The organism is Njordella calcicola, from assembly GCF_056494125.1.
In genome coordinates this window covers 3,742,240-3,768,026 of the sequence record NZ_CM151396.1, presented here as the reverse complement: position 1 = coordinate 3,768,026, position 25,787 = coordinate 3,742,240, and the positions used below count along the sequence as shown (strand labels likewise).

Sequence of the window (25,787 nt, the reverse complement as noted above, 5' to 3'; positions counted from 1 at the left end):
TCTTGAAAGGCGGATATTGGTTATGAAATCTCGAAGCTTAAAACTTGCACTAATTTCAGCGTTAATGGCCGGCACCAGTTGCTTGCCGTTACAGACGGCGTTTGCCGATGACTGGCCACAGTTTCTTGGCCCCAATCGCAATTCGACGTCTTCGGAAAAAGGCATCTCACGCAAGTGGCCGGAATCGGGTCCAGAGATTTTGTGGAAGGTACCTGTCGGTCGAGGTTTCGGTGGCCCCGCGATTCATGATGGGAAGGTTTATCTTCTTGACCGCGATGACAAAGTTGGTGAAACCCTTCGCTGCATGAGTCTGGAAGATGGTAAGGAGCTATGGACGTATGCTTACGATGCGCCTGGTGCCGTAATGTTTCCCGGCTCGCGAAGTGTTCCTTCCATCGATGGCGAACATGTTTACATTTGCGGTCACAATGGTGATTTGCATTGCATCAACATCAAGAGCCAAGAGCCCGTCTGGAAGGCCAACATTTGGGCCGACTTTGGTGGTCAGCCGCCAAGCGATGGAGGCGGATTGGGACGGGGCCCGGCTGATCCTGGCAGCTTTCCCATCTGGGCGGTTACGCAAAACCCACTTGTTTATGGCGACTTGCTAATTGTTGCTTCGCAAGCTCCAGAGGCCGGAGTGGTCGCCTACGACAAAGCCACTGGAAAAGTGAACTGGAAGACGCCGTCACTGGGCTATGTCGGCTATGTCAGTCCCAGCATCGCCAAGATCGCTGGCGAAGATCACATCGTTATGGTGTCGCCATCCACGAATCCATTCCGACGAGGCAACTCCGAAGAGAGCAAGCTTGGCAAGGTAGTTGGAATCGACCCCAAGTCTGGCAAGATTCTCTGGGAGTACGATAAGTGGAACTGTCACATCTCGGTAGCCAGTGCTGTTGATGCCGGCGAGAACCGACTCTTAATCGTCGGTGGATACGAGCTGGGAGCCACGATGCTTCAAGTTGAGAAGACTAATAGCGGCTTCGCGGTGAAGGAGCTGTTCACGACGGAGGAGTTCGGTGACCAGACCAAACCGCCGATCTTTCACGACGGACACTTCTATGCTCAATACGGAACGAACAACCGTCGCGATGGATTGGTCTGCATGAACATGAAGGGCGAGATCCAGTGGAAGACTCGGCGTGCACCGAACTTCAATAAGGGGAGCATGATTCTGGTCGACGGCGTAATCTTGGCCACAGATGGAGAGAAGTCGCTGTATTTGATCGAGCCTAGTCCAACGGAGTTTAAGGCCATTCAATCCGCTGAACTGTTAGGAGAAGGCGGGGGTGACAACAGTGGAATTGCTGGTCGGATCGGCGGACCGACACAGAACTGGGCACCTCTAGCGCTATCGAACGGCAAGCTTCTTATACGTGACCAAGCGGAGCTGAAGTGTGTCAAAGTTGGCCAGTAGATACATGCCGTGGGCGTTTGTACTCATTCTGTTCGGTAACGTCTCCGCAATATTGATTGCGCAAGAGTTACGCATCGGCACTGAAAATCAGTGGCCAGGATTTCGTGGACCAAGCGGACTTGGCGTTGTTGCGGATACGAACCCACCATTGAGTTTTGACGCAAAGACTGGCGAGAACATTAAATGGAAGATCTCGTTGCCGAAACACGGAATGAGTTCGCCGATCGTTTGGGGCAATCAAGTTTTCCTGACCGGTGCTGATGAGGAGTCGCGACAACTTTACTCGATCGATGCGGACACTGGCAAGCTTCTGTGGGCGCATGATATTCAGGGGATTGAAGGCGAACCTGCCGAAGGGACGCTGCCCAAAGTATTAGATGAGACAGGTTATGCGGCTTCAACTCCGACTACCAACGGACGCCATGTGGCTGCTGTGTTTGCAACCGGCGAACTCGTGTGTGTCGATTTGAAAGGCACTCGAATCTGGTCAAAGCACTTGGGTGTTCCCAAAAACCATTATGGTCACGCATCTTCACTGCTGAATGATGGTGATCGATTGTTCGTCCAGTTTGATCACAGCCTCGATTCAAAGCTTTACTCCTTTGACTTTGCAACAGGGAAGATCCAATGGCATGTTGACCGCAAAGAAATCGCATGGTCATCGCCGATCTTGGTCGAATCGAATGCACGGCATGAACTCATCGTCACCAATTCCAAATCTGTGGACAGTTATGCCCCAGAGACAGGAAAATTGCTGTGGCACGTTGAATGCTTGGCCGGCGAAGTCGCCGCTTCCCCGGCATATCAGGACGGGATAGTTGTCGTCGCCAGCGAAGGCTCAGCCGCTACTGCCATTAATATCGCTGCTGCCGATGATGCTTCGCGCGTACTCTGGCAATGGGAAGAATCACTGCCCGACACCGCAAGCGCCGTTGCGGGCAACGGCATGGTCATTATTCCAACGGGATTCGGAGTGGTTTCCTGCTTGGACATCAAGACAGGCAAGATGCTGTGGGAACATCAATTCGACACAGGCTTCTCGAGTTCGCCCATCATCGTTGGCGACAAAGTCTTTCTCGCCGACCTAACCGGCAAGCTTCAGATCTTCAGGCTTTCGTCAAAATTTGAATCTTTAGCCGAATGCAACCTCGGCGAGCCGATCTACGCGACGCCTGGATTCACATGCAAGCGGATCTACGTCCGAGGAATGACTACGTTTTTCTGCATTGAAGAGACATTGAAGTAGTCTAGTCGATGAATTTGCACGCTTTTGATGTGTTTTTTCAGGTCGCATTCACCTAGTTCGAATACGTTCTCAACCGGACTCCGAACGAGAACTCTTTGTTAACTCTGGAGGCCCCCGAAAAGAGAGAGTCAGAGAGTTCGGGACCGATTTTTCGCACCTGCGAGCGCAACCTCGAAGGTTGCTTTCGAGAGACGGAAATCTCTCCGCAAACAGAGAGCGCGGCGGTTTGGGCCGGCTAAACGCGAAAAGCGTTGGAAACCCGCGAAAAACTGGGTAGAAACGAAAAACGCCCGGCGGTCGATCTCTCGACGCCGGGCGTTAAGTCTTTTGGTCGCCAAAGTTAGAACTTTGACGAAAGCTCCCCGAGCGCAACCCTCTTCGTGACAATACTCTCTGCGCTCGAAATTCGTAAAGCCTTGCAACGCAAGGACTTACGAAGTTCGAGACCCGTTCGGTCTGTTTTCGTACGAAGAGGTACGAACTGTGGGTTAACGCCAACGTTAAGAATGAGTGTAGCCGCCATTCGTTGTCAGATCAACAGCAAAACGACGTAAGTTCGGCTCGGCCCGCAACGAACTGGCCACGCTCGTACATGGAAGCCCATCCGCCGCTGGGGTTACGAAGCCGCAGCCAAAAGCTCGGCGCGTCGAAAAGGCAAAAGTGGCCAGCCTTGGACATCGAGAAACTGATCCTCAAGCTAGCCAAATACGTCTCCGCAGCATCGCTCGACTGCTCATTTCAAGCTCTAAAACCGGTGAACTATGCCGACCCATACTTTTGCACAGGGCGGGCTTTTGATCTCTTCAATTATCCGCTAGACTATCGAGAACGTAACCATGGTTACACCGCCATGACTCAATGGCAGTGGAAGATCTCGATCTGTTACACAGCGCAAATATGGAATCAGCCGGACAAACCTACACTCTTGGGCAAATAACGAAGTATGCGCTTCGACTGGGCACGATCGGATTCGGTGGCCCTGTCGCTCTTGTGGGCTACATGCACCGGGATTTGGTCGAGCAGAAGAAGTGGATTAGCGAATCCGAGTTCAAGGAAGGCATGGCACTAGCGCAGCTGATGCCAGGACCTCTTGCGGCGCAGTTGGCAATCTATCTCGGCTACGTTCATTACGGCATTCTTGGTGCCACCACGGTAGGCGTTGCTTTCGTTCTTCCGTCGTTCTTGATGGTTGTCGCACTCGGCTGGGCGTACGTGCACTTCGGTGGCATCGGTTGGATGCAAGCCGTGTTCTACGGTGTAGGTGCATCCGTCATCGGTATCATTACGATCAGTGCTTACAAGCTCACTCTCAAAACGATTGGGAAAAGCAGCCTGCTTTGGTTCCTGTTTCTCTCCAGCGCGGCAGTTACCATCATTACTGAGTCCGAAAGCATTTGGCTGTTTCTGGGTGCGGGAATGTTGGGTTGGGCACTTCGCACATCACCGTGGAAGAAATCAGGATCAACTACGGCTTCATTCGAACCATCTTTCCTGCTGGCAGCGATTCCTACTGCCAAAGCTTCCCTCCAAGAACTGCTTACCCAGATCGCCGTTTTCTTTGCGAAAGCCGGAGCATTCGTGTTTGGAAGTGGACTCGCAATCGTACCTTTTCTCTACGGCGGCGTGGTCAAGGAATACGGCTGGCTCAACGATCAAGAATTTCTCGATGCCGTTGCAGTCGCGATGATCACACCCGGGCCGGTTGTGATCACGGTCGGCTTCATCGGCTTCATCGTTAGTGGACGCGATGCTGATTTTTTAACCGGTTTGGCTGGGGCGTCTGTGGCTGCGCTGGCGACCTTTCTTCCGTGCTACCTGTTGACGATTCTACCAGCGCCGTATTTCAAGAAGCACGGTAAGAGGCCCGGCATCGTGGCGTTTGTGGATGGTGTCACTGCCGCCGCTGTTGGTGCGATCGCTGGCGCTTGCGTCGTCTTAGGCCGTCGCACAATTCTGCAAGACGGCTCGCTACCCGACATTCCGAAAATCATCATTCTGCTTGTGACGATTGGGCTCCTGCTTAAATTCAAAAAGCTTCCAGAGCCCATCATCGTGCTTGGTGCAGCGATCATCGGACTGCTGATCTTCCCCTATGTGAAAACATGATTCGGGTTACAACGTGCCAGAGAATAATGGGCCAAGCAATTGGCTTTTTCTTGTCTATCGCATCCCGCGCGAGCCGAGTGCTGGCCGCGTTTTCATTTGGCGTAAGTTACAGCAACTCGGTGCCATCTCATTGCAAGACGCCATATGGGTACTGCCCAAGACCCAACGAACGCGCGAGCAATTCCAGTGGCTGGTGACTGAAATCCATGAGCTCAAAGGAGAAGCCACATTGTGGGAAGCACAATCGATATCCGCAGCCGATGGAGTTCAGCTTCGCAAGCGGTTCGTCGAAGTCATTGAGGGCGAGTATCGCGAGATCATTTCGGCTCTCAAGAATAAGGACCGGGACCTCGGCATGCTTTCCAAGCGATTTCAAGAGGCTCAATCCAAAGACTTCTTTGCGTCTGCGCTCGGAGCGAAAACGCGTGAAAGGCTACTTGCAGCGGGTAAGGAGTAAAGAACCATGAAATGGGTGACGTGGGAAAATGTAGGCGTAGATCGAATTGGATGCGCTTGGTTGATTCTTCGCCAGATCGATCCGCAAGCGGAGTTTCTATTCATCAAACGTGACGACGAACTCCCAGCCGGAGCAGAAGCTTTCGATGTGCCAAACGTTCGATTCTCGCATCATGGTGGCCACTGTTCATTCGATGCGTTGTTAAACCACTATGAACTGAAGGACCCCATCCTCCACAGGATCGCTCGCATCATTGACGAAGCGGACACCGTTCAAACGGTACTGCTGGAACCCGCTGCAGCCGGCCTGGATTTGATTTGCGAGGGCTTGCGACTCATCAGCCATGATGATCGAGAAGCGATTGAACGCGGACGAGTCGTCTACGACGCACTGTACGCAAGACTCCAAATGGAGAATGCATCGTCTGCATAGACCAAGTATCAACTCATTGTTTCGCGATTTTCGACAAGGATAGAAACTCTACTTTGGACCAAGCCACAGCCAGGTTCCGACAGTGCAACTTGCCAGGAGCATACCAAGGCCGAAGGCAGGCCAGAAGTTGAGCCCGAGTCGCTCCGCAAATGCGAGTGGCACGAAGAACGGAAGTCCGAGAGGGACGAGCACAAGTGTTTCGCGAGCGAATTTCGACGTGGTCGACAGATCTTGGCTTTGCTGCCACTGTAGGATGATCGCGATGATACTCAAGATTGGCAGTGTTAGTACGAATGCGCCGAGGCGGGGATTCTTCTGGGCAATCTGCGTAGCAGCTGCCAAGATGATCGACGCCAAAATCCAGCGAATGAATCCCCACATCGGCATTCTCCATCAACGCACATGCAGCACCGCAAGCAGTACTGCAGCGTCTAACAAAAATGATAATCGGTCACTATTTGTGATCGTGGTCGCCGTGGGCTTCTTCTTTGAAGTCGCCCGAATAAGGCGTTCCATCAACAACGCCTGTCATGGTGCCGGCGTATTCTTGAACCACGCCCAGCTTTTCGTGGGTGCCGACGAAGCGAGATGACTTGCCGGCTGGATCGCTTTCCAGTGGCGATGCTTGTAGCGTTACCTGCATCTCAGGGTCTTTGATGCTGAGCTCAATCGATGCAGCATCGATAGGGGTAGGCGTCTTCTCGTCGCTGCCAAGTATGTAGACCGTAGCTTGTTGCTTGTCGTGATCAACCTTGAACTCGACGTGATACTTGCCACCACCCCAATCCGCGACCGTGCCGTCGTGAGGGCCAGCGCCGTGCGAGTGTCCTTCTGCACTGTGATCGTGAGGTCCATCCCCATGATCGTGGCTTTGATCGCTGGCGGTGCTTGTAGCAGGTTCCGCCGGCGTATCGGCTGGCTTATTGCAGCCATTGAATCCAATCACTGCCGCCAAAGCCAATCCAAAACTAAATCGCTTCATCTCAAATTTCCTCAAATTGAAGTTGCCTTATCAGCGTCCACCAATCGCTTGGCGTCCTGACCGCTGAATTTCCAAAACAAACCAGGGTGAATCAAGAATTCACAAAACGTCGAAGTCATCAATCCGCCAAGGATGACGGTCGCAACCGGGTAGAGAATCTCACGCCCCGGTTCTTGGCCGCCAATCACCAGCGGAATCAAGCCGATACCGGCCGTCAGCGCTGTCATCAGAACAGGTGCCAAGCGTTCTAAACTGCCGCGCACAATCATCGATTGCGAGAACTCTTCACCTTCTTCCTTCATCAGGTGAAAGTAATGAGTCACAAGAAGAATCCCATTTCGCACCGCGATTCCGCCAAGGGATATGAATCCGACGAGGCTCGCGACGGTCAGCGTTTGCTCGGTAATCACTAACGCAAACACGCCTCCGATGAACGCTGTCGGTAGAGCATTCAAAATCTGCAAGACGATGCGTACAGATGGGAATAGAATCATCAAGACGCCAAACATGCCGACGACCGAGAGGCCAGCCAGAATCATGATCAGCTGCGTCGCGTTCTGCTGGCTCTCAAACTGCCCGCCATACTCGACGTAGTAACCAACTGGCATCGCCACATCCGCATTGACAAGTTGCTGGATCTCGGCGACGGCACTGGCTAAGTCGCGGCCCTCGGTGTTGCAGCGGATGACGATCCGCCTGCGCGCGTTCTCGCGATTGACCGAGTTGGGTCCCGCACCTTCGTAGATTGTCGCGACATCTCGAAGTTCAATTTGGCCACGTTCTGGTTGTCCGTCTTGATGAGGGAGATCAATGCGGAGCAGGCCTAAGTTCGCATAGTCAGCACGATAGGCTTCTACGAGTCGTACCAGCAGGTCAAAGCGGCGTTGTCCCTCAAGCACTTCAGAGACGACTTGACCTTGCAGTGCCGTCTGAAGGACTGTGGCCACATATTGCCGCGTGAGTCCATGCATGGCGAGATCGTCGCCTCGAAGCTGGATATGCAGCTCTGGCGTCATTTGCACGGGCTCGACAATCGGTGGAGTCAATCCAGGAATCTCAGCGATCGATGACTTAACCTGATCAGCTAGTGTCAAAAGCGTGTCGAGATCATCACCATGAATCTTGATCGCGATTTGCGCATAGACGCCTGACACCATATGACTGATCAAGTGAGCCAGAGGCTGTTCCACTTCGATATCGACCCCTGGCACCTCTTTGCTAATCCGTTCGCGCAGTTCAGCGATCATCACATCGCGGTTGTGGTCGGCCTCCGGGTTCATGCTGAGGATGTACTCGCCAAAGTTCACCGGCGAAGCGTGCTCATCCATCTGAGCGCGTCCTGTCCGGCGCACGAAGTTTAAGATCGCCCCATCTGGATTCGCTTTGCTTTTTTGCATCGACTTGAAAACGCCGTCGATACTCGTTGACACTTGGTTCGACGCTTGCAGCGATGAGCCCGGGGGAAGTGTCACGTTGACTTGAACACTCCCTTCGTCGAAAGCAGGAAGGAAATTCCGTCCGAGCTGCGCGAGTTGCCACCCTGCCACGGCGACGATGACCCAGGTGGCGATTAAAAGTAAGCTTGGAATTCTCATGCTGATCCGTATCAGCGGACTTACCATCCACTTGAGCGCTCGCAATACAGGGCCGTCCTGCTCAAGATGAGTCGCCTTCGAAGACGGAAGCAAGTAGTACGAAAGAACCGGTGTCACCGTTAGCGAGACCGCGAACGAGGACAAGATCGAGACGATGTAGGCGAAGCCCAGCGGTGTGAACAACCGTCCTTCAACGCCCGAAAGTGCGAATAGAGGCAGGAAGACGAGGATCACCACAATCGTGCCAAACAGAATCGAGCTGCGAATCTCTTTGCTGGCGTGATAAACGACATCGATGGCGGGTAGAGGTTGAGCGAGTCGGTTGTTCTCCTTCAACCTGCGGAAAATGTTCTCTACATCCACAATTGCGTCATCGACGAGTTCGCCCATCGCGACGGCGATTCCGCCAAGTGTCATCACGTTGATTGAGAGTTCGCTACCGCTGATCCACCCAATGAAGCGAAAGACAAGCGTGGTCATCACCAGCGACATGGGGATAGCGGTGAGCGTAATGAATGTCGTCCGGAAATTTAGCAAGAACAAGAACAGCACGATGACCACGAGTACCGCGCCGATGGCCAGTGCTTCGGCAACGTTGAATACACCGCGATCGATGAAGTTCTTGAGTCGAAAGAGTTCGGAGTTGATGATGATATCGGCTGGTAACGAAGCCTCTACTTCGGCAAAAGCAGCCGCCGCGTTATCGGTCAACTTACGGGTGTCGATATGAGGCTGCTTCACCACAGTAAAGACAATGCCGCTTTGTCCATTGACGCTGCCGTCCCCTCGCTTCAGCTCCGGACCTTCTACGACCGATGCCACTTGTTCAAGAAGAATGCTTCGTTTGGATGACTTGGCCACGGGTACCTTGAGCAGCTCGTCAATCACGCTGCGACCGCCGGTGCCGAGCCTTCCGAGAATTCGAATAGGACGTTCCGATTCGCCCTTGATGGCGAAGCCGCCGCTAGTGTTGATATTGCTTTCGCTAAGTGCTCTCTCGACGTCCTGTACAGTCACGTCATATTCGAGAAGCGCGGTCGGATCGAGCAGGACTTGATACTGCTTGCGATCTCCCCCTTGCATGAAGACTTCCGCGACTCCGTTAACCTTCAGAAGACGCGGCCTGATTACCCAATCAGCGATAGTTCGCAACTCCAGAAGCTGCTTAGCCTCCGATTCGAACTGGATCTCGTGCACGCCGGAATCGAGTTTGACAGTAGCCTTATATCGCTCGGCTGAATTTTCACCGTAAAGCTGCAATGGTTCTACTATTTCAAAGGGCACTGCCTCCCACATTTCAGGTTTGCGACGTTCAGTAGCACGCCAAAGCTTCAACGATGGCCTATCATCACCAGAGAGAATCTCTGCCATCAGCTTCGTCTGTCCTACTGATGCTAAGCGTCCGCCGTTGGGCCCGGTTTGTCTGTAGATGCCTGCAACCACGATCTGTCCCATGATCGAAGAAGGCGGAGTCATTTGAGGCAAGACACCTTCAGGCAAAATGCCTTCGAGCGTCGTCAATCGTTCGCTAACGGTCTGACGAGCGGCGCGAATGTCGGTGGACCAGTCGAACTCGATGTAGACAACATTGAGACCAGCAGTGGTTTGGCTACGCACGGCTTGGACGCCACTGGCTCCCATCAGCGCAATTTCGATCGGCTGTGTAACGAGTGTCTCAACTTCTTCGGTGGCCAGCCCCGGCGCTTCGGTGATGATGATCACGCGTGGTCGGTCCAAATCTGGAAACACGTCGATCGATAACGTGGTTGTGAGGTACGAGCCGTATACGAGCACCACTAGGCTGGTGATAATCACCAATGCACGATAACGGAGCGACAATCTGATTATGTGATCTAACATTTACTCAGCACCGTTAAGTCGTTCAGAAGAAGTGTGTTCTTGTGAATCGAACTGACTCACCGGGGAAGAATCGCCAGACTCACAGGCTAACTGTGGGCGGTTCGAATTGAGGTCACCGAAATACCTGCCAATCTTGACAGGCGATAGTTTTGCGTCGGGATAGCGAGCAAATGAGAATGGCCCCAATCGCATCAAGGACGAACGTCCGACTTCCCTAAAACCCTTGCGGTCTGCCGCCCGCTTAGCCGGACGATTAGCGAAGTCCACCGTGATTAAGAATTGGCGAATCCCATCTGTTTCATAAAGATGATTGCTTGCATGATAAAACATCGCTGGATAGATGCGTTTCCCGCGATGATCAGGATCAACACAGACATCAAAGACGAACACCATGTCATCAGGCAATTCGAGTGGTAACCTTGTCGCATCGGGGCCATCGTGATTAAGTTCTGGTGGAACGCGGTTCGCGATCGACCAGAGTCGTCCAACAATTTTGTCATTTTCAATCGCGCAACAAAGCTTCACATTGCGCATGTTTAGAAGTGAACACCATTCGGGGTGAGTATCGAAAATGCTTGGAAACCGCTCCGTAAGTGCCTCAGCAGAATCGAAGATGGAAAGCTCGTGCGTTGTCTGGTGTTGGATAATGCGCCCAATATTCACCGTCATAAAACGAGAGACATTTATGGTGAAGAATCTGCGAGACAACTTGTATGCAAGTATTTGCAGTTGTTCGATCATAGTCATTCTCCTTAATGAGCTGCGTGGACGGTACCGTCCGCATGAACGTGAAGACCTGGTTGCTGTCCGCTTGCCGATTGAGCTTTGAGTACACGCCGCAGCGATGCGGCCGAGTTTTGAGCCAAGAAGAATCCCGGAGAGATGCTGCCGTCGTTAGCAAGAACGACGTTCAATCGATCTTCATAGACGACATGCACAGAGAGTTGATTGAAGAGGTCGCCGTTTTGCTGATAGACATATGCTTCAGGGCCTTCACGTACGAGAGCTTCGGAGGGCAGGACATAGACTTTCTCAAACCTTTCTACTGGCACTTCAATTCGAGTGCGTTGCCCCGGGCGAAATCGCCAAACCAGAAACGTGCTACCGTTCTTCTCATAAGTGCGTGACTGATTTTGTAGCGGCACGAAAAAGTCAAACGTGCGAGTTTCAAGATCGATCGTGTTGGACAAGTGGCGAATCTGAAACTGCTGATCGAGTGAAGGCCATAACTCGGCTGAGTCTTCCGCAAACTGGATTTGTACAGGCGTGCTGCGCTGGGTAGCCTGTTCGATCAGTCCAGCTTCCCGTTTAAAAGCGTGGCCGATGATGTACAGTGCTTGGTGATTGGCTAGATTCACAATCAGCTCGCCAGCTTGAACCGTTTGTCCAAGCTCAGCGGCCAGCGACTGAACTTCGTAAGTGACGTCGGCTCCGTCCGAGTAGCTGACTGTCTGGATCGGGTCCTTCACCAAGCCTTGAAGCATGGCCAAGTCGGCTCGCGGAGGAGGTGCGACTACATCGATGGCTGATACAAAGGTGCCAGCAGCAATCGAATCGATTTGCGCTATTGTCAAACCGCGATTGAGTAGCTCTTGCTTCGCAGCTTGGATCATTGCCTGCTGTCGCTGCTGTTCATTTCTGAGTTCGACCAATCGCGAACCGGAGACGGCACCAGAGGCGGCTGCATCACCTAGGCGATCGATTTGATTCTGAACCAAGATCGACTCGTGTGAAGCCTTGAAGAGCTGTGTCTGGGTTGCTTGCAGGTATTCGCTAAACAGTCGCACGGTGACCAATCGTTGGCCTGGGCGAACGGTATCTCCTGGAAATACATGGATCTCCGATACGACACCCACAGCCGGCGAAGTAACGCCTCGATCGGAAATGCCCGGACGATCGGCGACGACACCTGGGATTGAAATCGTTCGCCAATAATCAGAGGGCCGTACCGATTTGACAACGAGATTTAGATTCTTTCTGGCTTGCTCCCCAAGCTCAAGAATTCGAAGCTCAGGCTTCTCCGGGTTCTTCTGTTCAGATTGAGCACTCGGACTGCTGGCGGATTCGCGAGGAGCGCAACCTAGCAGTGGCAGCACCACGAGGGCTGCGAGGACGCACATGCGTGCGAACACACGATGGGAATACATGATTTGCGGATCTTCATGGAATGTAGCTGCTCTTGGTCAAGTTGGAACTTGATGGAACGAGTCAGCAGGTAACGGCTTGAGACAAGAAACGCAGCGGCTGAAAGCAAGAAAGCTTTCAGGTGGGTGCCATCAGAGCCTTAGCGCAGCATGAAGCAGATAGAGCGGTAGCTCAGGGGTACTTGCGGTCGGTGTAAAAGAGACGGCCGCGGGTGGACGAGAATCGTCGACGATGCACAACGGTGCATCAAAAAAACAGGAGCACCCTAACTCGAAGGAAACGCGATCGGTCGGGGTAAACGCATCGTCGGCTGATGCCAGGTAGATGGCGTCTGAATCGTGGTCGACTGGCGTTACCGGTGCCGATTCATGCCCATCGCTCTCGTGGTCATGTCCGTGATGATGACCATCGGAATCATGGCTGTGGTGCCCGTGATGAGGGGCACTTGCGACGTGAATGTGAGCCCGTCCGTTGTTCGACGATTGATGCGCAGCCATCCCGTGCGAGTGAGCAAGCGCATTGCCCACAAGAAGAAATGGAATCAGCAAAATCGTCACAAACCGGTTCATTCATTAGATCCTATCTGTTCAAACCTAGTCTGTAAAGGTATATCCGTCCAAGGGGGTGCAGATTGCGGTTTGCAGACTGCTGTTGGAGTTTTATCTATAGGTGGGGTAGACTAGGAGTCGGCGTTTTTATTTGAGGATAACTTGTATTGGATGAGGTAAGCCAGGATGGCAACTAGCTCAGAACTACAGCGTCGAATTGAGGAGTTTGTTGAATCGCTCGAAGCGGAATTTGGGCCAGTATCTCAAGGCAAGCATAATTGCTTGCTTTCGGCGATAGAGGACTTCGGGGTTCAAGTCGGTGATGAAGTTGCTAAGTCGATTGCTCAGAAAAAGTCGGCCAAGCAGATTGTTTTAGGTGAGCCGACAACCCAATGCTGTTGCCCAGTTTGTAGTAGCCCGGGGCAGTTCAAAGGCGAGCGGAAGCGGCTGCTAGACGCAAGGCGAGGCAAGCTGCGGATAACGGAACCAGAGTACTTCTGCTCGAAATGTCGGAAGTCTTTTTTTCCCTCTGACCCCGCTAATCGGAGTTGATCCCGACTGTAATATGACGCCTGCGATGCTCGAGAAAGTCGTCTACGCTGGATCGCGTAGTAATAGCTTCGTTCATGCCGCCGAGGACGTCTGTAAATTAGCCGAAGCCAAAATATCATCGCAACGTATTCGTCGCGCTACTGAGCGCATCGGAAACGAACGAGTTGCCCAATCCGCCCGAGCTCAGGAGTCCTACGATGCTCTGCATCTTCCGGCGCGACAGTTAGCTCCCGAAGGCGTCCAAGTACCACAAGTTGCATGTGTTCAGATGGACGGTGGCCGCATTCAAATTCGCGAGCGATGTGCTACCGAAGAACTGGCTGAGATAACGGAAAAGGATAAAGAGCAAAGCGGTTTCTGGCGTGAATCGAAAGTTGGCTGCTTGTTGCACATGACAAGCGAAACCAGCCGTGTTGATCCAATTCCAACACTGCCGACTACCTTCACTGATCAAGCCAAAATGCACAAAATGTGTAGCGAAATTAAAGGTTTTTCGTCCTCCAACGAGCCAAGCGATGAACTTAGCCCAACCAAGCAAGAGCTGCTTGACGCGTTGGAGGATCATACGCCCAAAGTCGACTCGCGCAGTGTTGTAGCCAGTATGATGTGCAGTACTGAATTCGGCTTGCAGTTAGCTTCCGCTGCCCATGCACAAGGTTTCAACGCAGCCGCTCGTAAGGCGTTTGTCTGCGATGGTCAATCAGCCAACTGGAGAGTATGGGAACAGTGGTTCTCACATTACACTCCAATCGTCGACTTCATCCATGCGATATGTTACGTTTTCGCGGCATCAATGGCAGGTAGATCGAAAGACGATGGCTGGGCACTGTACCTTCAACGGGCACAGTGGCTTTGGGAGGGGAATGTCAGTCTGATCATCGAAGCTTTGCAGGCTGAGCAAGAAAAGATCGGCAAGCCAACGAAAGACGAAAGCACAACAACACAGCGATATAACGTAGCACGAGCCTTAACGTACCTGACAAATCAGCGCGAACGCATGAACTATCCAGAGTACCGCAGGCAAGGATTGCCAATTACCAGTAGCCACATCGAATCGACGATCAAGCAGATCAATAAACGAGTCAAAGGAACCGAAAAGTTTTGGGACCGAGCCGCGAACGCTATCCTGCATTTAGCTGCTGATCACATCGACTCCCCACACCTGCTCGCAAAATTCTGGGCCGAAAGGCCTGCATCAATTGCATGCATTCGCAGCCGCTCACAGGCCGCGTAAACTACAAAACACGATTTGCACCCGTCCAAGGTATCTCGCGATTACCCCCGCGATTCTCCATTCCCCAGAACCAAATTTCGCAACTTTGGGCCTCCTAGTGAGGCAGATCAATGAACAGAAAAGAAAGTCATGTCAGGCAGACATTTCATAACCCAGAGTCGTTAACCCGGCGTTTTTCATAACCCAGAGACTCTGAGAGTATTTGTCTCTGATCGGACCCCAGAGAGGGGCTGTTTTGGCGAGAGTCGCGGACGGAAATCGAGTCTCTGTGGAGTGATCGAGACCCGGAAGATTGCAGGAAAATACGAAAAAAGCCGGTATTTTGCGTTGCTGCAAGACACCGGCTTCTTCGAATAACCTACTGCGGTCAGTTTCCTAACCAAACAGAGAAGTTGAGTGGAACGAACTAGTTACGAACGGTCGCTCGCCCTGCCTCCTGCATTTGTGACCTGGGTTATGCGATTCCGCGAACAACCCAGCCGCGATTGTCCGCACAGCAGCTCTGATGGATCTGTCAATTAGCCATTCTCAAGTAGAAATTGGATCGCGACTCGAGTTAACTCAGCTGCGTTCTTTGTGCCTAACTTGCGCTTGATGTTTTCGCGGTGGGTGTCGATGGTGTGTGTGCTGAGTAGAAGACGATTTGCGATTGCGCTACTGGCTAAACCTTCACCAATCATCCGGAAAATTTCAAGTTCGCGATTTGTTAGATTCTCGATCGGCGTTTTCGCTGAATCGCGAGCCCCCAGGGATTGATTGATAAGCCGACGGCTCATCGCCGGGCTTAAATAGCGTTCGCCGGAAAGCACTGTCCGAATTGCTTCTATCAGTTTTTCACTAGATTCCTGTTTGTTCAAATAACCCATGGCACCTGCCCGGCAAGCCCGCTCAGCGTAGATCAATTCTTGAAAACCGGAGACAACCATCATTTTTATTTTAGGATCATGAGATTGAATACGTTTTAACAACTCGATTCCGTTACCATTCTTCAAGGAAATATCAACTAGGACCAAGTCGGGGGTCGATTGCTTAACCATTGCGAATGCCTCCTCCTCTGACTCTGCCTCTCCACACACATACAAGTCTGCGTGCAATGCGATGCGCATCGACAATCCATCCCGGACAGATGGATGGTCATCGACAATAACGATCTTCACCGGGCCGTTACGTTTTGTCATATGAATCCCTCTCAATCGGTTGAAGTGTAACGCATTTGATTGCCGTCCCGCCTGCATCGCGACGTTGAATCTGCAGTGTTCCTCCGATGATTCCAGCACGGTACTGCATCGTCCGCATCCCCATGCCATGGTCTTTTCTCGCTGCGACGATCTGGCTGTAGGCGGCGTCAATTCCTACGCCATCGTCCAGGATTTCTAATACGATTTCTTGATCGTGTTGATGCAGTGATATGACAATCTCGTTCGCCTGACTGTGCTTAATTGCGTTGTTGACGGCTTCCTGAGCGATTCGATACAAATGGGTCGCGACTGAGTTACTGCCAATCGCAATTGGCAGTGGGCAATCGAAGCGGCAACGTATCGTCGGAGGGTTATTCGTGGAAGCTGCCAACTCTGCCAACGAAGACTGCAACGACTCAGCATCAATTTGAACTGGCATGATACCATGCGAAAGTTCGTGCACGTGACGATTCGCCTCGATAAGTTTTCGATACGTTTTTACAACCATGTCACGAATTCGAGTGAATGCTGTTTCGTCGAGTTGCCGCAGCGTGTGTCCATCAACTATGTCAACTGGTGTCATGTCCAGCATTTCCAGCAATGTTCCGGTAGTCAATGAAAGGCCTGTCAGTTCTTGGCCAGTGCCATCATGTAATTCTCGACCAATTCGGCGCTGTTCCTCAGATGCAATTTCCAGAATGTGACGTTGTAATCTTTTGCGATCCGAAATGTCGCGGATGATCCCTGTGAAGTATGCGGAATTTTCAACTTGCGTGACTGACAAGTCGATTGGAAACGTGGAGCCATTTTTGTGCTTAGCGATAAGTTCACGAGGTAAATTGAGGATTCGCGCCTCGCCCGTATTTCGATAACGCTGGATGTAACCGTCATGCTCTTCGCTGTAGGGCCTTGGCATGAGCATCTTAACGTTCGCACCGATCATCTCAGTGGCTGAGTAACCGAACATCCTTTCCGCAGCGCGATTGACGGTTTCGATTACTCCGAGGCTATCTATCGTGAAAATGGCATCAAATGCTGAGTTCCATATGGCTTGTAGATGTTCGTGTTTGTCACGCAACTCCTGAGTACGAAGCGATACAAGTTCTGCTAGTTCTTTAGTTTGTCGCTCGAGCCTGGCGGAGGAGAGTTTTGAGTTTGTGTCATCAAAAATATAGCCCTTGATTCTTATCAACTCGTCGGAAGTGTTGAATGTTCCAAGCACCGTTTCGATGACATGGCGAATGGTCCCGTCACTGTGGCGGCCTGCTCGCTCAAAACGTTGCAAGGTCTTGTCGTTAGTGAGCAACTGAATGAAGCTTGGCCAGGAAAGGGGGCCCAAATAGAGATTTGCCAGATTGCTGCCGATGGCCTCCGCCCGGCTAGTAAAACCGAAGATTTCGACGAACGCTTGGTTGCAGAGGATTATTTCGCCGTTCGGATCAGCCAAGTAGTTGCCTGTTAGATCATCTTCGAATAAAAACCGGAATTGTTCTTCACTTCGGCGGAGATCGGTTTCTACTTTCTTTTGCTCGGTGATATCACGAAGCAGGCTGTCGTATGCAATCAACTTGCCTTGGTTGTCGTAGTGGGGAACAACGATTTTGTTGATCCAGCGGATTCGACAATCCTTGCGGCGGATTCGGTATTCGATCGGGTGCGGCGGGTGACCGGACAGCAATTCGGCCGTTTGCTGTTGGAAAATCTGCTGATCTTCGTCCAGTACGATTGCAATCCACAAATCAGGATTGGCGGCGAACTCTTCCGGCGTAAATCCAGTTATCTGCTCACAGGTGGCACCGTGGATTTTCTGAACGATGCGGCCATCTTCAACCCGGACGTGGTAATGGTAGTCGGAGACAGCGTCACGTAGGCAACGGTACATTCGCTCAATTTCAGTAGGCATTGCGGCAGGTCGCTGCATTTCCAATTCTCGCTGGATTCGTGTGGATTGTCGCGGTTTGAGCGACTTTTGATCATGGCTAGCTAGAGCCCGTATTCAAGAAGCATTGTAGCAACTTTGCTCCAAGAAAGTGGTTGATTCCGCCATTGTGAAATGGTTCGTGCATCGATTACTGCCGGTCCGGTTACGCCGCATAATCTGTGGCAGCGGCTCGGGATTTCCCATGCCCAAGCGGCCCAAATAACTTTCTCAGGAGACTTTGACCATGTTCGACGAACCATCCATCTACTCGGCGGTTGCACTTGGTCTTACGGTGATCGCAGCAATCGTGGTAATCGCCGCGCTGATTTCAACGTTCTTCACAGTCCAGCAACGCACGACGGCCATCGTTCAGCGTCTTGGTAAATTTGTACGGGAAGCCGGACCGGGACTTAACGTCAAAGTGCCTTTCATCGACCGGGTTGTCGGACGTGTAAACCTGCGAGTGCAGCAACTGGATGTCAAGATCGAAACCAAGACTGAGGACAATGTATTCGTTCAGTTGATTGTCGCTGTGCAGTACTTCGTGATGCCGGAGAAAGTCTACGATGCGTTCTACAAGCTCGATGATGCGGGGCGACAGATTACAGCGTATGTCTTCGATGTTGTACGGGCTCAAGTTCCTAAGATCAGGCTCGATGACGTCTTCGAGAAAAAGGACGACATCGCTGACATCGTCAAAAGCGAACTCGCTCAAGTGATGGAAGGTTTCGGCTACGGCATCCTCAAGGCACTCGTTACCGACATCGATCCTGATTCCAAAGTGAAGGAGTCGATGAACGAGATTAACGCCGCACAGCGAATGCGAGTCGCAGCGACCGAAAAGGGCGAAGCGGATCGAATCCTGAAGGTCAAGGCAGCCGAAGGCGACGCCGAGAGCAAGGCATTGCAGGGTCGCGGCATTGCCGACCAACGCAAGGCCATCGTCGAGGGCCTACGAGATTCAGTGGATGAGTTCCAGAGATCTGTGCCGGGCACGACGGCCAAGGACGTTATGAATCTCGTACTCATGACCCAGTACTTCGATACGCTCAAGGATATCGGTGCCTCATCTCGATCAAACACAATTCTGATTCCACACTCGCCCGGCAATTTGACTAGTTTGAGCGATCAAATACGTAACGCCATGATCGAGGCCAATCAGACAATGCAACCTAGCCAGCAAGCCGAATTGTCAAATTCACGGTTGGACGTTGTACCCGCTAGCGGCAACGGGCACCTGCTAGAAGCTCCGGAATCGCCCTCGATGCGTCGCGGAAACACGACGACCAAAACCTAATAACCACCCAATGTTATTTTTTGTTTCAAACACGTTTGAGTAACTCTTTAGGATCGAACGATGACTGATTTGCGAATGCTGCAGAAAGAACTTTTGGCAAACGGCAAGGTCGAGGGTCATGAGGTAGAACAGTTGCGGACACTAGTTTCTGCTGATGGAAAGATCGACCGGTTGGAAGCCGAGTTACTATTAGAGTTGTTCAAGCGAGTCGATCGAGTTTCCCCAGCCTTTGAGCGGTTCTTTTACAACGCGATAAAGAAACACCTCCTCAGCGACGGTATGATCGGCGCTGAGGCTGCGGGATGGCTGCGGAAGCTGGTCTTTGCGGACGGCAAGATTAGCGATCGCGAGAAGAAATTGATTCGAGAACTGAAAGGCGAGGCTAGCCAAGTCTGTGCCGAATTCCAGGCGTTGTACGACGCATGCATTGCAAATTCTAACGCAACGAAACTGTAGCGATGTCACAGTCACAGAGGTCTGGCGGAATCCACCATGCGTAAATGGCTTGCACATCGATTACCGATCATCGAGCTGAGTCGCATAATCATTCTCGCTGACGAAGTAGAGTCAGTTTCAGTAGTCGTGGCCAGTGAAACAAAACATGCGATTAGTACCGTCCCAAGAGCCAGAACACGCTGATGCAAAGATAACCCCGGAATTACCCTTCGGAGGGAACTTGCACCAAATTGCTGCGGACGAGGTTTTGCGGCTACTGGGTACAAACGCCGAAAGCGGACTTGATATTCTCGAAGCGCGTTCACGCCAGGAACGATTCGGGTTCAATGTCATTCCTCCACAACTTGGCATCAGTCCATGGTTGCGGCTTTTGCTGCAATTCCACACACCGCTAGTTTACATTCTGATGGCGTCGGCATTGCTCACCGGTGTATTGAAAGAGTGGGTCGATTCGGCCGTGATCTTCGGAGTCGTGCTGATTAATGCCGCAATTGGCTTCTTCCAAGAGTCAAGTGCTGCTAAAGCGCTCGCTGCGCTAGCCAAGACTACATTGACAGAAGCCACCATCGTGCGGGCCGGTGAGAAACGCCGAGTTTCTTCTGCCGAGTTAGTTCCAGGCGACGTTGTTTTGCTGCAGTCAGGGGACAAGGTGCCGGCCGACCTACGCCTGTTTCACTGCCGCGACTTGCAGGTGGATGAATCGGCTCTCACGGGTGAATCGGTAGCCGTGGAAAAACATTCGGAAGCACTGGATGCAGCGACGCCACTCGCCGAGCGTCGCAACGTGGCGTTTACGAGCACGCTCGTTACTTTCGGTCAAGCGCGAGGTGTGGTCTTTGCGACTGGGGCGAATACTGAGGTAGGGAACATCTCGAAATTGATTTCCACCGCCGACGTGTTGCAGACGCCGCTAACGCGAAAGATCGCAAAATTCAGCCGTCTGCTATTGATGGTGATTCTGGGAATGGCGGCGATCACGTTTCTTGTAGGATGGTTCCGGGGGCAGCCAGCCATTGACATGCTCATGGCAGCCGTGGCATTGGCGGTCGGAGCAATCCCGGAAGGGTTGCCGGCAGCAGTCACAATTACCTTGTCGATTGGTGTTGCGAGGATGGCCCGACGCCGAGCGATAATTCGCAGATTGCCGGCTGTTGAAGCTCTAGGGAGCACCACCATCGTTTGTTCCGACAAGACCGGCACACTCACCGTAAATCAAATGACTGTGCGCGAAATTGTGGCGGGAAATTCTCGTTACGAAGTCACTGGCAGCGGCTACGGTCCAACTGGCGAGATCAAAGTCTTTAATGAATCGGGACCTAGCCAAACGGTGAGCTTCGACACCAATAACGCACTGCGGGAGTGTCTGTTGGCGGGACTGTTATGTAACGATTCGACTTTGGAAGAGAAGTCGGGACGATGGGAAGTCCATGGTGATCCAACCGAAGGCGCTTTGATTGCTTCTGCCTCCAAAGCGGGTTTGGGCCAAAAGGAGTGGTCGGCACGTTTGCGTCGGATTGATGTGATCCCATTCGAGAGCCAGCATCAGTATATGGCTTCATTGCACGAACGATGGTCGGCTGACGACGGGCAGACCGAAGGACAGAAGCTGTACGTCAAGGGTGCTGCGGAAGTTGTACTAGCGAAGTCGGTGGCCATGCTCGATGTGAGTGGTCACAAGGTGCCCCTGGACGTTGCGTCGGTGCAACGTCAACTTGAAAGTCTTGCCGCGAAAGGCTTGAGGGTGCTGGTTCTGGCCTCTGCCGATCTAGGAGACAATGTAAAGTCCATCACTCATTCCGATGTAAACAATCTGACATTTCTTGGTCTCCAGGGAATGATCGACCCGCCCCGATCGGAAGCGATCAACGCGGTTCGGGCGTGCCAAACAGCAGGAATTCACGTCAAGATGATCACGGGGGATCATGCGCTAACCGCTCAAGCCATCGCCCGACAAATTGGGCTTAATGGACGTGACTTATCGCAGCCCAATAACCCTAAGGTACTAACCGGTCGCGATCTGGCTGAGCTATCTGATTCACAGTTGATCGATATTGCGGACCAAGTAGCTGTCTTTGCACGAGTCACTCCCGAACAGAAACTGCGACTGGTGAGGGCTCTTCAGGCCGGCGGTCATGTCGTCGCGATGACTGGTGACGGCGTGAACGATGCTCCCGCACTGAAACAAGCCGACATTGGTGTGGCGATGGGGATAAGCGGTACTGAAGTCGCCAAGGAAGCAGCCGACATGGTCTTAACGGACGACAACTTTGCAACCATCCAGGCGGCGGTTGAAGAAGGTCGAGGAGTGTTCGACAACTTGACCAAGTTCATTGTTTGGACTCTCCCAACGAACGCGGGCCAAGGATTAGTAATACTAGCAGCGATTTTTGCAGGTATCGCATTGCCCTTGCTACCAACGCAGATACTGTGGATCAATATGACCACGGCTGTGTTCCTTGGTTTGATGCTGGCGTTTGAATCGAAAGAGCCAGACATTATGCAGCGACCACCGCGTGACCCCGATTCGCCAATCCTTACCGGCGTCCTGATCGGTCGCATACTGATCGTCTCGACAGTTCTCCTTGTGGGTGCGTTTGGATCATTTAGCTGGGCGCTAGGTAACAGCACCGGTTTAGTGTTGGACGAAAGCAGCCGGTACGCTTACGCTCGAACCGTTTCCGTAAACGTGTTTGTGATGGTGTCATTGTTTTATCTGTTCAGTTGCCGCTCGTTAACGAAGTCCATGTTTCAGCTAGGCGTCTTCTCGAATCTCTGGATTTGGGTTGGCGTAGGGAGCATGCTCGTACTTCAGATGTTATTCACCTACGCACCCTTCATGAACCGGTTCTTCCATAGTGCTCCGATCGGATGGGATGCTTGGTGGCGAATTCTGCTGACCGCCGTTGTGGCCTATGCGATTATCGGACTAGAAAAGTGGCTACGACGGAAATGGGCGAGCCGTGTTACGACTAAATCGGAGGCAGTTCCAATACTGAACTCAGTGGGGCCGAGTCGATGAACCTACGAAAACCTGTATTAGTTGTCGCCAGAGTGGCGAGCGTGCTGCTGGTGATCGTAGCAGTCTCATGGTCGGTTCACTGGTTGTGGCAGACGGTAGCTGGAAATCTGCCACAGGGCGGTCTCGCGCAACAAATGATGCATCGGAAGTCAAGGACAATGGCGGATATTTTAGATGGGATGATTCACGAGGATTTTCCTCAGCTTTATCGCGAAGCAAAAAGAATGGCATCCTACAACACGACCATCGAACGCTTTCTGCGCTTTCCCGAATACGAACGACAAAGCGATGAATTTAAGCAATCGCTAGAAGATTTGATCGTAGCAGCTAAAGGCGAGGATTCGGATTCCTCGAAGGAAGCTGTTCTTCGATTAGAGCGAAGTTGCATTGAATGCCATGTCCTGCTGAATCAACGAAATCGCTCAAACATTGAACAACAAAACACATCCGATACTCAAAAGCCAAGTGACAAATAGGTCAATTGAAAATCATGGAAGCGAATAACGCACCTCAACATCAGTTCTCAACTACGGATCATTCTGAAGCGGCGATACAACGCATCAACGAAGCTAAGCAGTTGATCCAAGAGCTAAATCAAATTAGCCAGACCGCGATCGATTTGGAGACTGAATGGGAATCGTTATTACAGCGGATTCACCCAACGTATGAGAAGAGCGCCCGCAACTTGCTCCATTACATCGCTTTGCGTCGGCATGACCTGCGCCCCCTTCAGAAACGGCTCTCCGCCTTGGGGCTTTCGTCGATTGGAAGAGCCGAATCGCACGTCATGGCATCTATCAAATGCGTGACGGAAACTTTGTCTAATATCGCCGAGATACCGTTGAATGATTTGCCGACTCGCGTACCAATCAACGATGGTGATGAAGGAAGAGTCCTATTGCAGCAGCACACGGAAGCGCTATTTGGAAAATCTGACGAAGTTCGCGAAACGCTTATCATGGTGACCATGCCGTCTGAGGCAGCTACTGATCCACTACTAATTAGCAATTTAGTAGTCAACGGTATGGACTGTATGCGGGTCAATTGTGCTCATGATGACGCTGAGCAATGGCTCGCGATGATTAAGAATCTACGTCATGCGGAGCAATCTACTGGGAAAAAATGTCGCATTTTGATGGACCTAGCCGGTCCAAAATTGAGGACGGGGCCAATCGAGGCGGGTGAGCAAGTCGTCAAATGGCGGCCTCAGCGCAATCGATTGGGACATGTGACTGCCCCGGCACGAATTTGGTTGTACTCAGACGGCGAATCTTCAGAGTCGCCGGAAACCTGCGACGCATGTATACCCGTTTGTGGCGAATGGCTGAAACGACTGAAAACTGGGAGCAGAATCCGATTCATAGACGAACGCGGATCGAGGCGATCACTCAGAGTCGTCGAAACGTTGGGACACGGATGTTGGACCGAGGCCAAACAAACGGCATATGTTACCACTGGTACGACGCTCCGAGTGCGAATCGGCAAAGGGACGAGCGCCGCCAAAATTTATAAAACGAAGTTGGGTCAACTTCCAGCCATTGAGCAGGTGCTTGTGCTGAAGGAAGGTGACACATTGATTCTAACAAGAGATGAAGTGCTGGGTCGGCCAGCACAATGGAGTCAGCAGGGTGTGTTGATTAGTCCTGCTCAAATCGGTTGTACTCTGCCGTCTATTTTCGCCGACGTGAGGGTTGGCCAGAGCATTTGGTTCGATGACGGCAAAATCGGTGGTACGATCGAATCGGTTGAAGTGAACCAACTGCATGTCAGGATCGTTCAAGCTCGCGTCGGTGGTGAAAAGCTACGTGCGGACAAGGGGATTAACCTGCCGGATTCGACATTGCATCAACCCGGGTTAACGGAAAAAGATATTAGGGATTTGCCTTTTATTGTCGCTCATGCAGACATTGTCGGATATTCATTCGTGCGAAGCGCAGCGGACGTCGAGGAACTTGAAGCTAGACTTCAACACCTAAATGGCGATCACCTTGGGATTATCCTGAAGATCGAAACGCGTCGCGCATTTGAGCAACTTCCAGCAATGTTGTTGGCATCCATGAGCACGCCTTGTGACGGGGTGATGATTGCTCGCGGTGACTTAGCGATCGAGTGCGGTTTTGAACGATTAGCCGAAGTACAGGAGCAGATCTTATGGATTTGTGAGGCCGCGCACGTGCCGGTAATTTGGGCAACGCAGGTGCTTGAGAGTGTCGCGAAAGACGGACTCGCCACGAGAGCAGAAGTCTCAGACGCTGCTAGCAGTCAACGAGCCGAGTGCGTAATGCTTAATAAAGGCCCCCACATCGTAAAGGCGGTGCAGACACTGGAAAACATACTCCAGCGAATGGCCGGTCATCAGCAGAAGAAGCGCTCGCTGCTTCGACCGCTAGAGTTGGCGATTCGCTTCAAGAAAAATGACTAATTAGTTCGAACCGTTTTTTATCTCAAAATGGCTAGAACTACATCAAATTGCGGCCAAGGGCGATGAAGAGATAATGAAAACTAACAGTCCCAGTGATACCAAGTCCAATTGTAGTTTATTTGTTGCAACAACCCTTAGAGAAGTGGAGAAAAAAAATGGCCAAATCCATTGCCAAACGCCAAGACATTCAAACAACCTCGGCAGAGTTTCTTGTTGCCGACCCGAACACAACTTTGACATTGAGAGCTGAACGCGAGTGCGATTCGGAGCATTCTGAAAACCAACAGTCCGCGAATGACAACGAAGATGCAATTCGATTGCTCGCTCATCGTAAATGGGAAATGGCAGGTTTCCCAGCGGGAGACGGATTCGACTTCTGGCTGGAAGCCGAGCGGGAAGTGAACTCAAAGCAGAACGAATCAAAGGCCCATCAAGCTTAGTCGTAAGGGCCAAAGGCTTAGGCAGCACTAATGGCGAATGAACCATAACTGACTTAGGAACTATGCAGTGTCGTTAGAAAGAATGTCGGATACCGATGAAGCTGACCGTGAACTACTTTATCAAGTTAAAGCTTTACTCCAGCAACGGGGCTACCGGTCCATTCGGACTCTGGAGATCCGTATCAAGCAAGGCATCGCAGTTGTTCAAGGTCAAGTGCCGACGTTTTACATGCGACAAATCGCCGTCGAGTGTATCAAGTGTGTTGGAGGTGTGACTAAGATCATTGACCGAATAGACGTGGTGTATATTCCAGATGATTACGGTGTGACTGAATCCCCCTCTGATGAACCGAAAACTTCCACAGTATCGTCCTTGCATCACATGGATTTGCCGGTCATGGAACGAGCGGTGCAAAACAAACCACAGACCGAATTTCGTCGTCGACGCCTCCTTTCCTCCGCCAAGGGATAGCGCTT

22 protein-coding genes are annotated in these 25,787 nt (G+C 51.9%); 14 read left to right on the top strand and 8 right to left on the bottom strand.

What is annotated here, in order from left to right; translation table 11 throughout:
• Positions 1-22: 22 nt before the first annotated feature.
• The 6 genes from SH302x_RS14570 to SH302x_RS14545 all read left to right on the top strand — a co-directional run bounded on the left by SH302x_RS14570 (position 23) and on the right by SH302x_RS14545 (position 5,661).
• Positions 23-1,420, top strand: coding sequence for a PQQ-binding-like beta-propeller repeat protein (locus tag SH302x_RS14570; protein ID WP_479363135.1), 1,398 nt, complete (start codon positions 23-25; stop codon positions 1,418-1,420).
• Entirely contained in the window at positions 1,401-2,666 is a 1,266-nt protein-coding gene (locus SH302x_RS14565; protein WP_479363134.1) for a PQQ-binding-like beta-propeller repeat protein, read from the top strand. The genes SH302x_RS14570 and SH302x_RS14565 overlap by 20 nt, the downstream gene beginning before the upstream one ends.
• Before the next feature lie 592 nt (positions 2,667-3,258).
• The gene (locus SH302x_RS14560; protein ID WP_479369323.1) at positions 3,259-3,603 is read left to right on the top strand and encodes a hypothetical protein; all 345 of its coding nucleotides are present in this window, start codon (positions 3,259-3,261) and stop codon (positions 3,601-3,603) included.
• On the top strand, positions 3,525-4,772 hold the full coding sequence (locus tag SH302x_RS14555) for a chromate transporter (protein WP_479363133.1): 1,248 nt from the start codon (positions 3,525-3,527) through the stop codon (positions 4,770-4,772). Before SH302x_RS14560 ends, SH302x_RS14555 begins: the two co-directional genes overlap by 79 nt.
• A gap of 13 nt (positions 4,773-4,785) precedes the next feature.
• The gene (locus SH302x_RS14550) at positions 4,786-5,229 is read left to right on the top strand and encodes a Chromate resistance protein ChrB (protein ID WP_479363132.1); all 444 of its coding nucleotides are present in this window, start codon (positions 4,786-4,788) and stop codon (positions 5,227-5,229) included.
• A gap of 6 nt (positions 5,230-5,235) precedes the next feature.
• On the top strand, positions 5,236-5,661 hold the full coding sequence (locus SH302x_RS14545; protein WP_479363131.1) for a chromate resistance protein ChrB domain-containing protein: 426 nt from the start codon (positions 5,236-5,238) through the stop codon (positions 5,659-5,661).
• Positions 5,662-5,709: 48 nt separating this feature from the next.
• On the opposite strand, the gene SH302x_RS14540 is transcribed toward SH302x_RS14545, so the two are convergent.
• The 6 genes from SH302x_RS14540 to SH302x_RS14515 form a co-directional block, all read right to left on the bottom strand.
• On the bottom strand, positions 5,710-6,042 hold the full coding sequence (locus SH302x_RS14540; RefSeq protein ID WP_479363130.1) for a hypothetical protein: 333 nt from the start codon (positions 6,040-6,042) through the stop codon (positions 5,710-5,712).
• Between the two features lie 73 nt (positions 6,043-6,115).
• On the bottom strand, positions 6,116-6,643 hold the full coding sequence (locus SH302x_RS14535; protein WP_479363129.1) for a hypothetical protein: 528 nt from the start codon (positions 6,641-6,643) through the stop codon (positions 6,116-6,118).
• A gap of 11 nt (positions 6,644-6,654) precedes the next feature.
• Complete coding sequence (locus SH302x_RS14530) at positions 6,655-10,098, bottom strand: efflux RND transporter permease subunit (protein WP_479363128.1); 3,444 nt, start codon at positions 10,096-10,098, stop codon at positions 6,655-6,657.
• Positions 10,099-10,839, bottom strand: coding sequence for a GNAT family N-acetyltransferase (locus SH302x_RS14525; protein ID WP_479363127.1), 741 nt, complete (start codon positions 10,837-10,839; stop codon positions 10,099-10,101).
• A gap of 11 nt (positions 10,840-10,850) precedes the next feature.
• Positions 10,851-12,245 carry an efflux RND transporter periplasmic adaptor subunit gene (locus SH302x_RS14520; RefSeq protein ID WP_479363126.1) on the bottom strand — a complete coding sequence of 465 codons (1,395 nt, stop codon included), beginning with the start codon at positions 12,243-12,245 and terminating at the stop codon, positions 10,851-10,853.
• Between the two features lie 129 nt (positions 12,246-12,374).
• Positions 12,375-12,812 carry a hypothetical protein gene (locus SH302x_RS14515; protein WP_479363125.1) on the bottom strand — a complete coding sequence of 146 codons (438 nt, stop codon included), beginning with the start codon at positions 12,810-12,812 and terminating at the stop codon, positions 12,375-12,377.
• A gap of 556 nt (positions 12,813-13,368) precedes the next feature.
• Between SH302x_RS14515 and SH302x_RS14510 the strand changes: the two genes are divergently transcribed.
• Positions 13,369-14,577, top strand: coding sequence for a hypothetical protein (locus tag SH302x_RS14510; RefSeq protein WP_479363124.1), 1,209 nt, complete (start codon positions 13,369-13,371; stop codon positions 14,575-14,577).
• A 518-nt stretch (positions 14,578-15,095) separates the two neighbouring features.
• Here the strand turns inward: SH302x_RS14510 and SH302x_RS14505 are convergent.
• Both SH302x_RS14505 and SH302x_RS14500 read right to left on the bottom strand, forming a co-directional pair.
• A complete protein-coding gene (locus SH302x_RS14505; protein WP_479363123.1) occupies positions 15,096-15,755 on the bottom strand; it encodes a response regulator in 660 nt (219 codons plus the stop codon).
• Positions 15,742-17,676, bottom strand: a complete 1,935-nt coding sequence (locus tag SH302x_RS14500) for a sensor histidine kinase (RefSeq protein WP_479363122.1) — start codon at positions 17,674-17,676, stop codon at positions 15,742-15,744. The genes SH302x_RS14505 and SH302x_RS14500 overlap by 14 nt, the downstream gene beginning before the upstream one ends.
• Positions 17,677-17,920: 244 nt before the next feature.
• Here SH302x_RS14500 and SH302x_RS14495 point away from each other — a divergent pair, with 244 nt between their 5' ends.
• The 7 genes from SH302x_RS14495 to SH302x_RS14465 all read left to right on the top strand — a co-directional run bounded on the left by SH302x_RS14495 (position 17,921) and on the right by SH302x_RS14465 (position 25,782).
• Positions 17,921-18,973: an SPFH domain-containing protein gene (locus SH302x_RS14495; RefSeq protein ID WP_479363121.1), complete on the top strand. Its 1,053-nt coding sequence runs from the start codon at positions 17,921-17,923 to the stop codon at positions 18,971-18,973.
• A 60-nt stretch (positions 18,974-19,033) separates the two neighbouring features.
• On the top strand, positions 19,034-19,429 hold the full coding sequence (locus SH302x_RS14490; RefSeq protein ID WP_479363120.1) for a TerB family tellurite resistance protein: 396 nt from the start codon (positions 19,034-19,036) through the stop codon (positions 19,427-19,429).
• A 145-nt stretch (positions 19,430-19,574) separates the two neighbouring features.
• Positions 19,575-22,448, top strand: a complete 2,874-nt coding sequence (locus SH302x_RS14485) for a cation-transporting P-type ATPase (protein WP_479363119.1) — start codon at positions 19,575-19,577, stop codon at positions 22,446-22,448.
• Positions 22,445-22,924 carry a hypothetical protein gene (locus SH302x_RS14480; RefSeq protein WP_479363118.1) on the top strand — a complete coding sequence of 160 codons (480 nt, stop codon included), beginning with the start codon at positions 22,445-22,447 and terminating at the stop codon, positions 22,922-22,924. The genes SH302x_RS14485 and SH302x_RS14480 overlap by 4 nt, the downstream gene beginning before the upstream one ends.
• A 14-nt stretch (positions 22,925-22,938) precedes the next feature.
• Positions 22,939-24,870, top strand: coding sequence for a pyruvate kinase (locus SH302x_RS14475; RefSeq protein WP_479363117.1), 1,932 nt, complete (start codon positions 22,939-22,941; stop codon positions 24,868-24,870).
• 155 nt (positions 24,871-25,025) lie between these two features.
• On the top strand, positions 25,026-25,310 hold the full coding sequence (locus SH302x_RS14470; RefSeq protein WP_479363116.1) for a DUF2934 domain-containing protein: 285 nt from the start codon (positions 25,026-25,028) through the stop codon (positions 25,308-25,310).
• A 67-nt stretch (positions 25,311-25,377) separates the two neighbouring features.
• Entirely contained in the window at positions 25,378-25,782 is a 405-nt protein-coding gene (locus tag SH302x_RS14465) for a BON domain-containing protein (RefSeq protein ID WP_479363115.1), read from the top strand.
• The last annotated feature ends 5 nt before the right edge of the window (positions 25,783-25,787 follow it).

What these genes read in the sequence shown, in the direction of transcription:
- SH302x_RS14485 (WP_479363119.1), top strand. Translation starts at nt 19,575, where the DNA reads ATGCGATTAGTACCGTCCCAAGAGCCAGAACACGCTGATGCAAAGATA.
- SH302x_RS14530 (WP_479363128.1), bottom strand. Translation starts at nt 10,098, where the DNA reads ATGTTAGATCACATAATCAGATTGTCGCTCCGTTATCGTGCATTGGTG.
- SH302x_RS14520 (WP_479363126.1), bottom strand. Translation starts at nt 12,245, where the DNA reads ATGTATTCCCATCGTGTGTTCGCACGCATGTGCGTCCTCGCAGCCCTC.
- SH302x_RS14470 (WP_479363116.1), top strand. Translation starts at nt 25,026, where the DNA reads ATGGCCAAATCCATTGCCAAACGCCAAGACATTCAAACAACCTCGGCA.
- SH302x_RS14490 (WP_479363120.1), top strand. Translation starts at nt 19,034, where the DNA reads ATGACTGATTTGCGAATGCTGCAGAAAGAACTTTTGGCAAACGGCAAG.
- SH302x_RS14535 (WP_479363129.1), bottom strand. Translation starts at nt 6,643, where the DNA reads ATGAAGCGATTTAGTTTTGGATTGGCTTTGGCGGCAGTGATTGGATTC.
- SH302x_RS14510 (WP_479363124.1), top strand. Translation starts at nt 13,369, where the DNA reads ATGCTCGAGAAAGTCGTCTACGCTGGATCGCGTAGTAATAGCTTCGTT.
- SH302x_RS14560 (WP_479369323.1), top strand. Translation starts at nt 3,259, where the DNA reads ATGGAAGCCCATCCGCCGCTGGGGTTACGAAGCCGCAGCCAAAAGCTC.
- SH302x_RS14505 (WP_479363123.1), bottom strand. Translation starts at nt 15,755, where the DNA reads ATGACAAAACGTAACGGCCCGGTGAAGATCGTTATTGTCGATGACCAT.
- SH302x_RS14570 (WP_479363135.1), top strand. Translation starts at nt 23, where the DNA reads ATGAAATCTCGAAGCTTAAAACTTGCACTAATTTCAGCGTTAATGGCC.
- SH302x_RS14495 (WP_479363121.1), top strand. Translation starts at nt 17,921, where the DNA reads ATGTTCGACGAACCATCCATCTACTCGGCGGTTGCACTTGGTCTTACG.
- SH302x_RS14555 (WP_479363133.1), top strand. Translation starts at nt 3,525, where the DNA reads ATGGCAGTGGAAGATCTCGATCTGTTACACAGCGCAAATATGGAATCA.
- SH302x_RS14545 (WP_479363131.1), top strand. Translation starts at nt 5,236, where the DNA reads ATGAAATGGGTGACGTGGGAAAATGTAGGCGTAGATCGAATTGGATGC.
- SH302x_RS14540 (WP_479363130.1), bottom strand. Translation starts at nt 6,042, where the DNA reads ATGTGGGGATTCATTCGCTGGATTTTGGCGTCGATCATCTTGGCAGCT.
- SH302x_RS14515 (WP_479363125.1), bottom strand. Translation starts at nt 12,812, where the DNA reads ATGAACCGGTTTGTGACGATTTTGCTGATTCCATTTCTTCTTGTGGGC.
- SH302x_RS14475 (WP_479363117.1), top strand. Translation starts at nt 22,939, where the DNA reads ATGGAAGCGAATAACGCACCTCAACATCAGTTCTCAACTACGGATCAT.
- SH302x_RS14500 (WP_479363122.1), bottom strand. Translation starts at nt 17,676, where the DNA reads ATGCAGCGACCTGCCGCAATGCCTACTGAAATTGAGCGAATGTACCGT.
- SH302x_RS14480 (WP_479363118.1), top strand. Translation starts at nt 22,445, where the DNA reads ATGAACCTACGAAAACCTGTATTAGTTGTCGCCAGAGTGGCGAGCGTG.
- SH302x_RS14525 (WP_479363127.1), bottom strand. Translation starts at nt 10,839, where the DNA reads ATGATCGAACAACTGCAAATACTTGCATACAAGTTGTCTCGCAGATTC.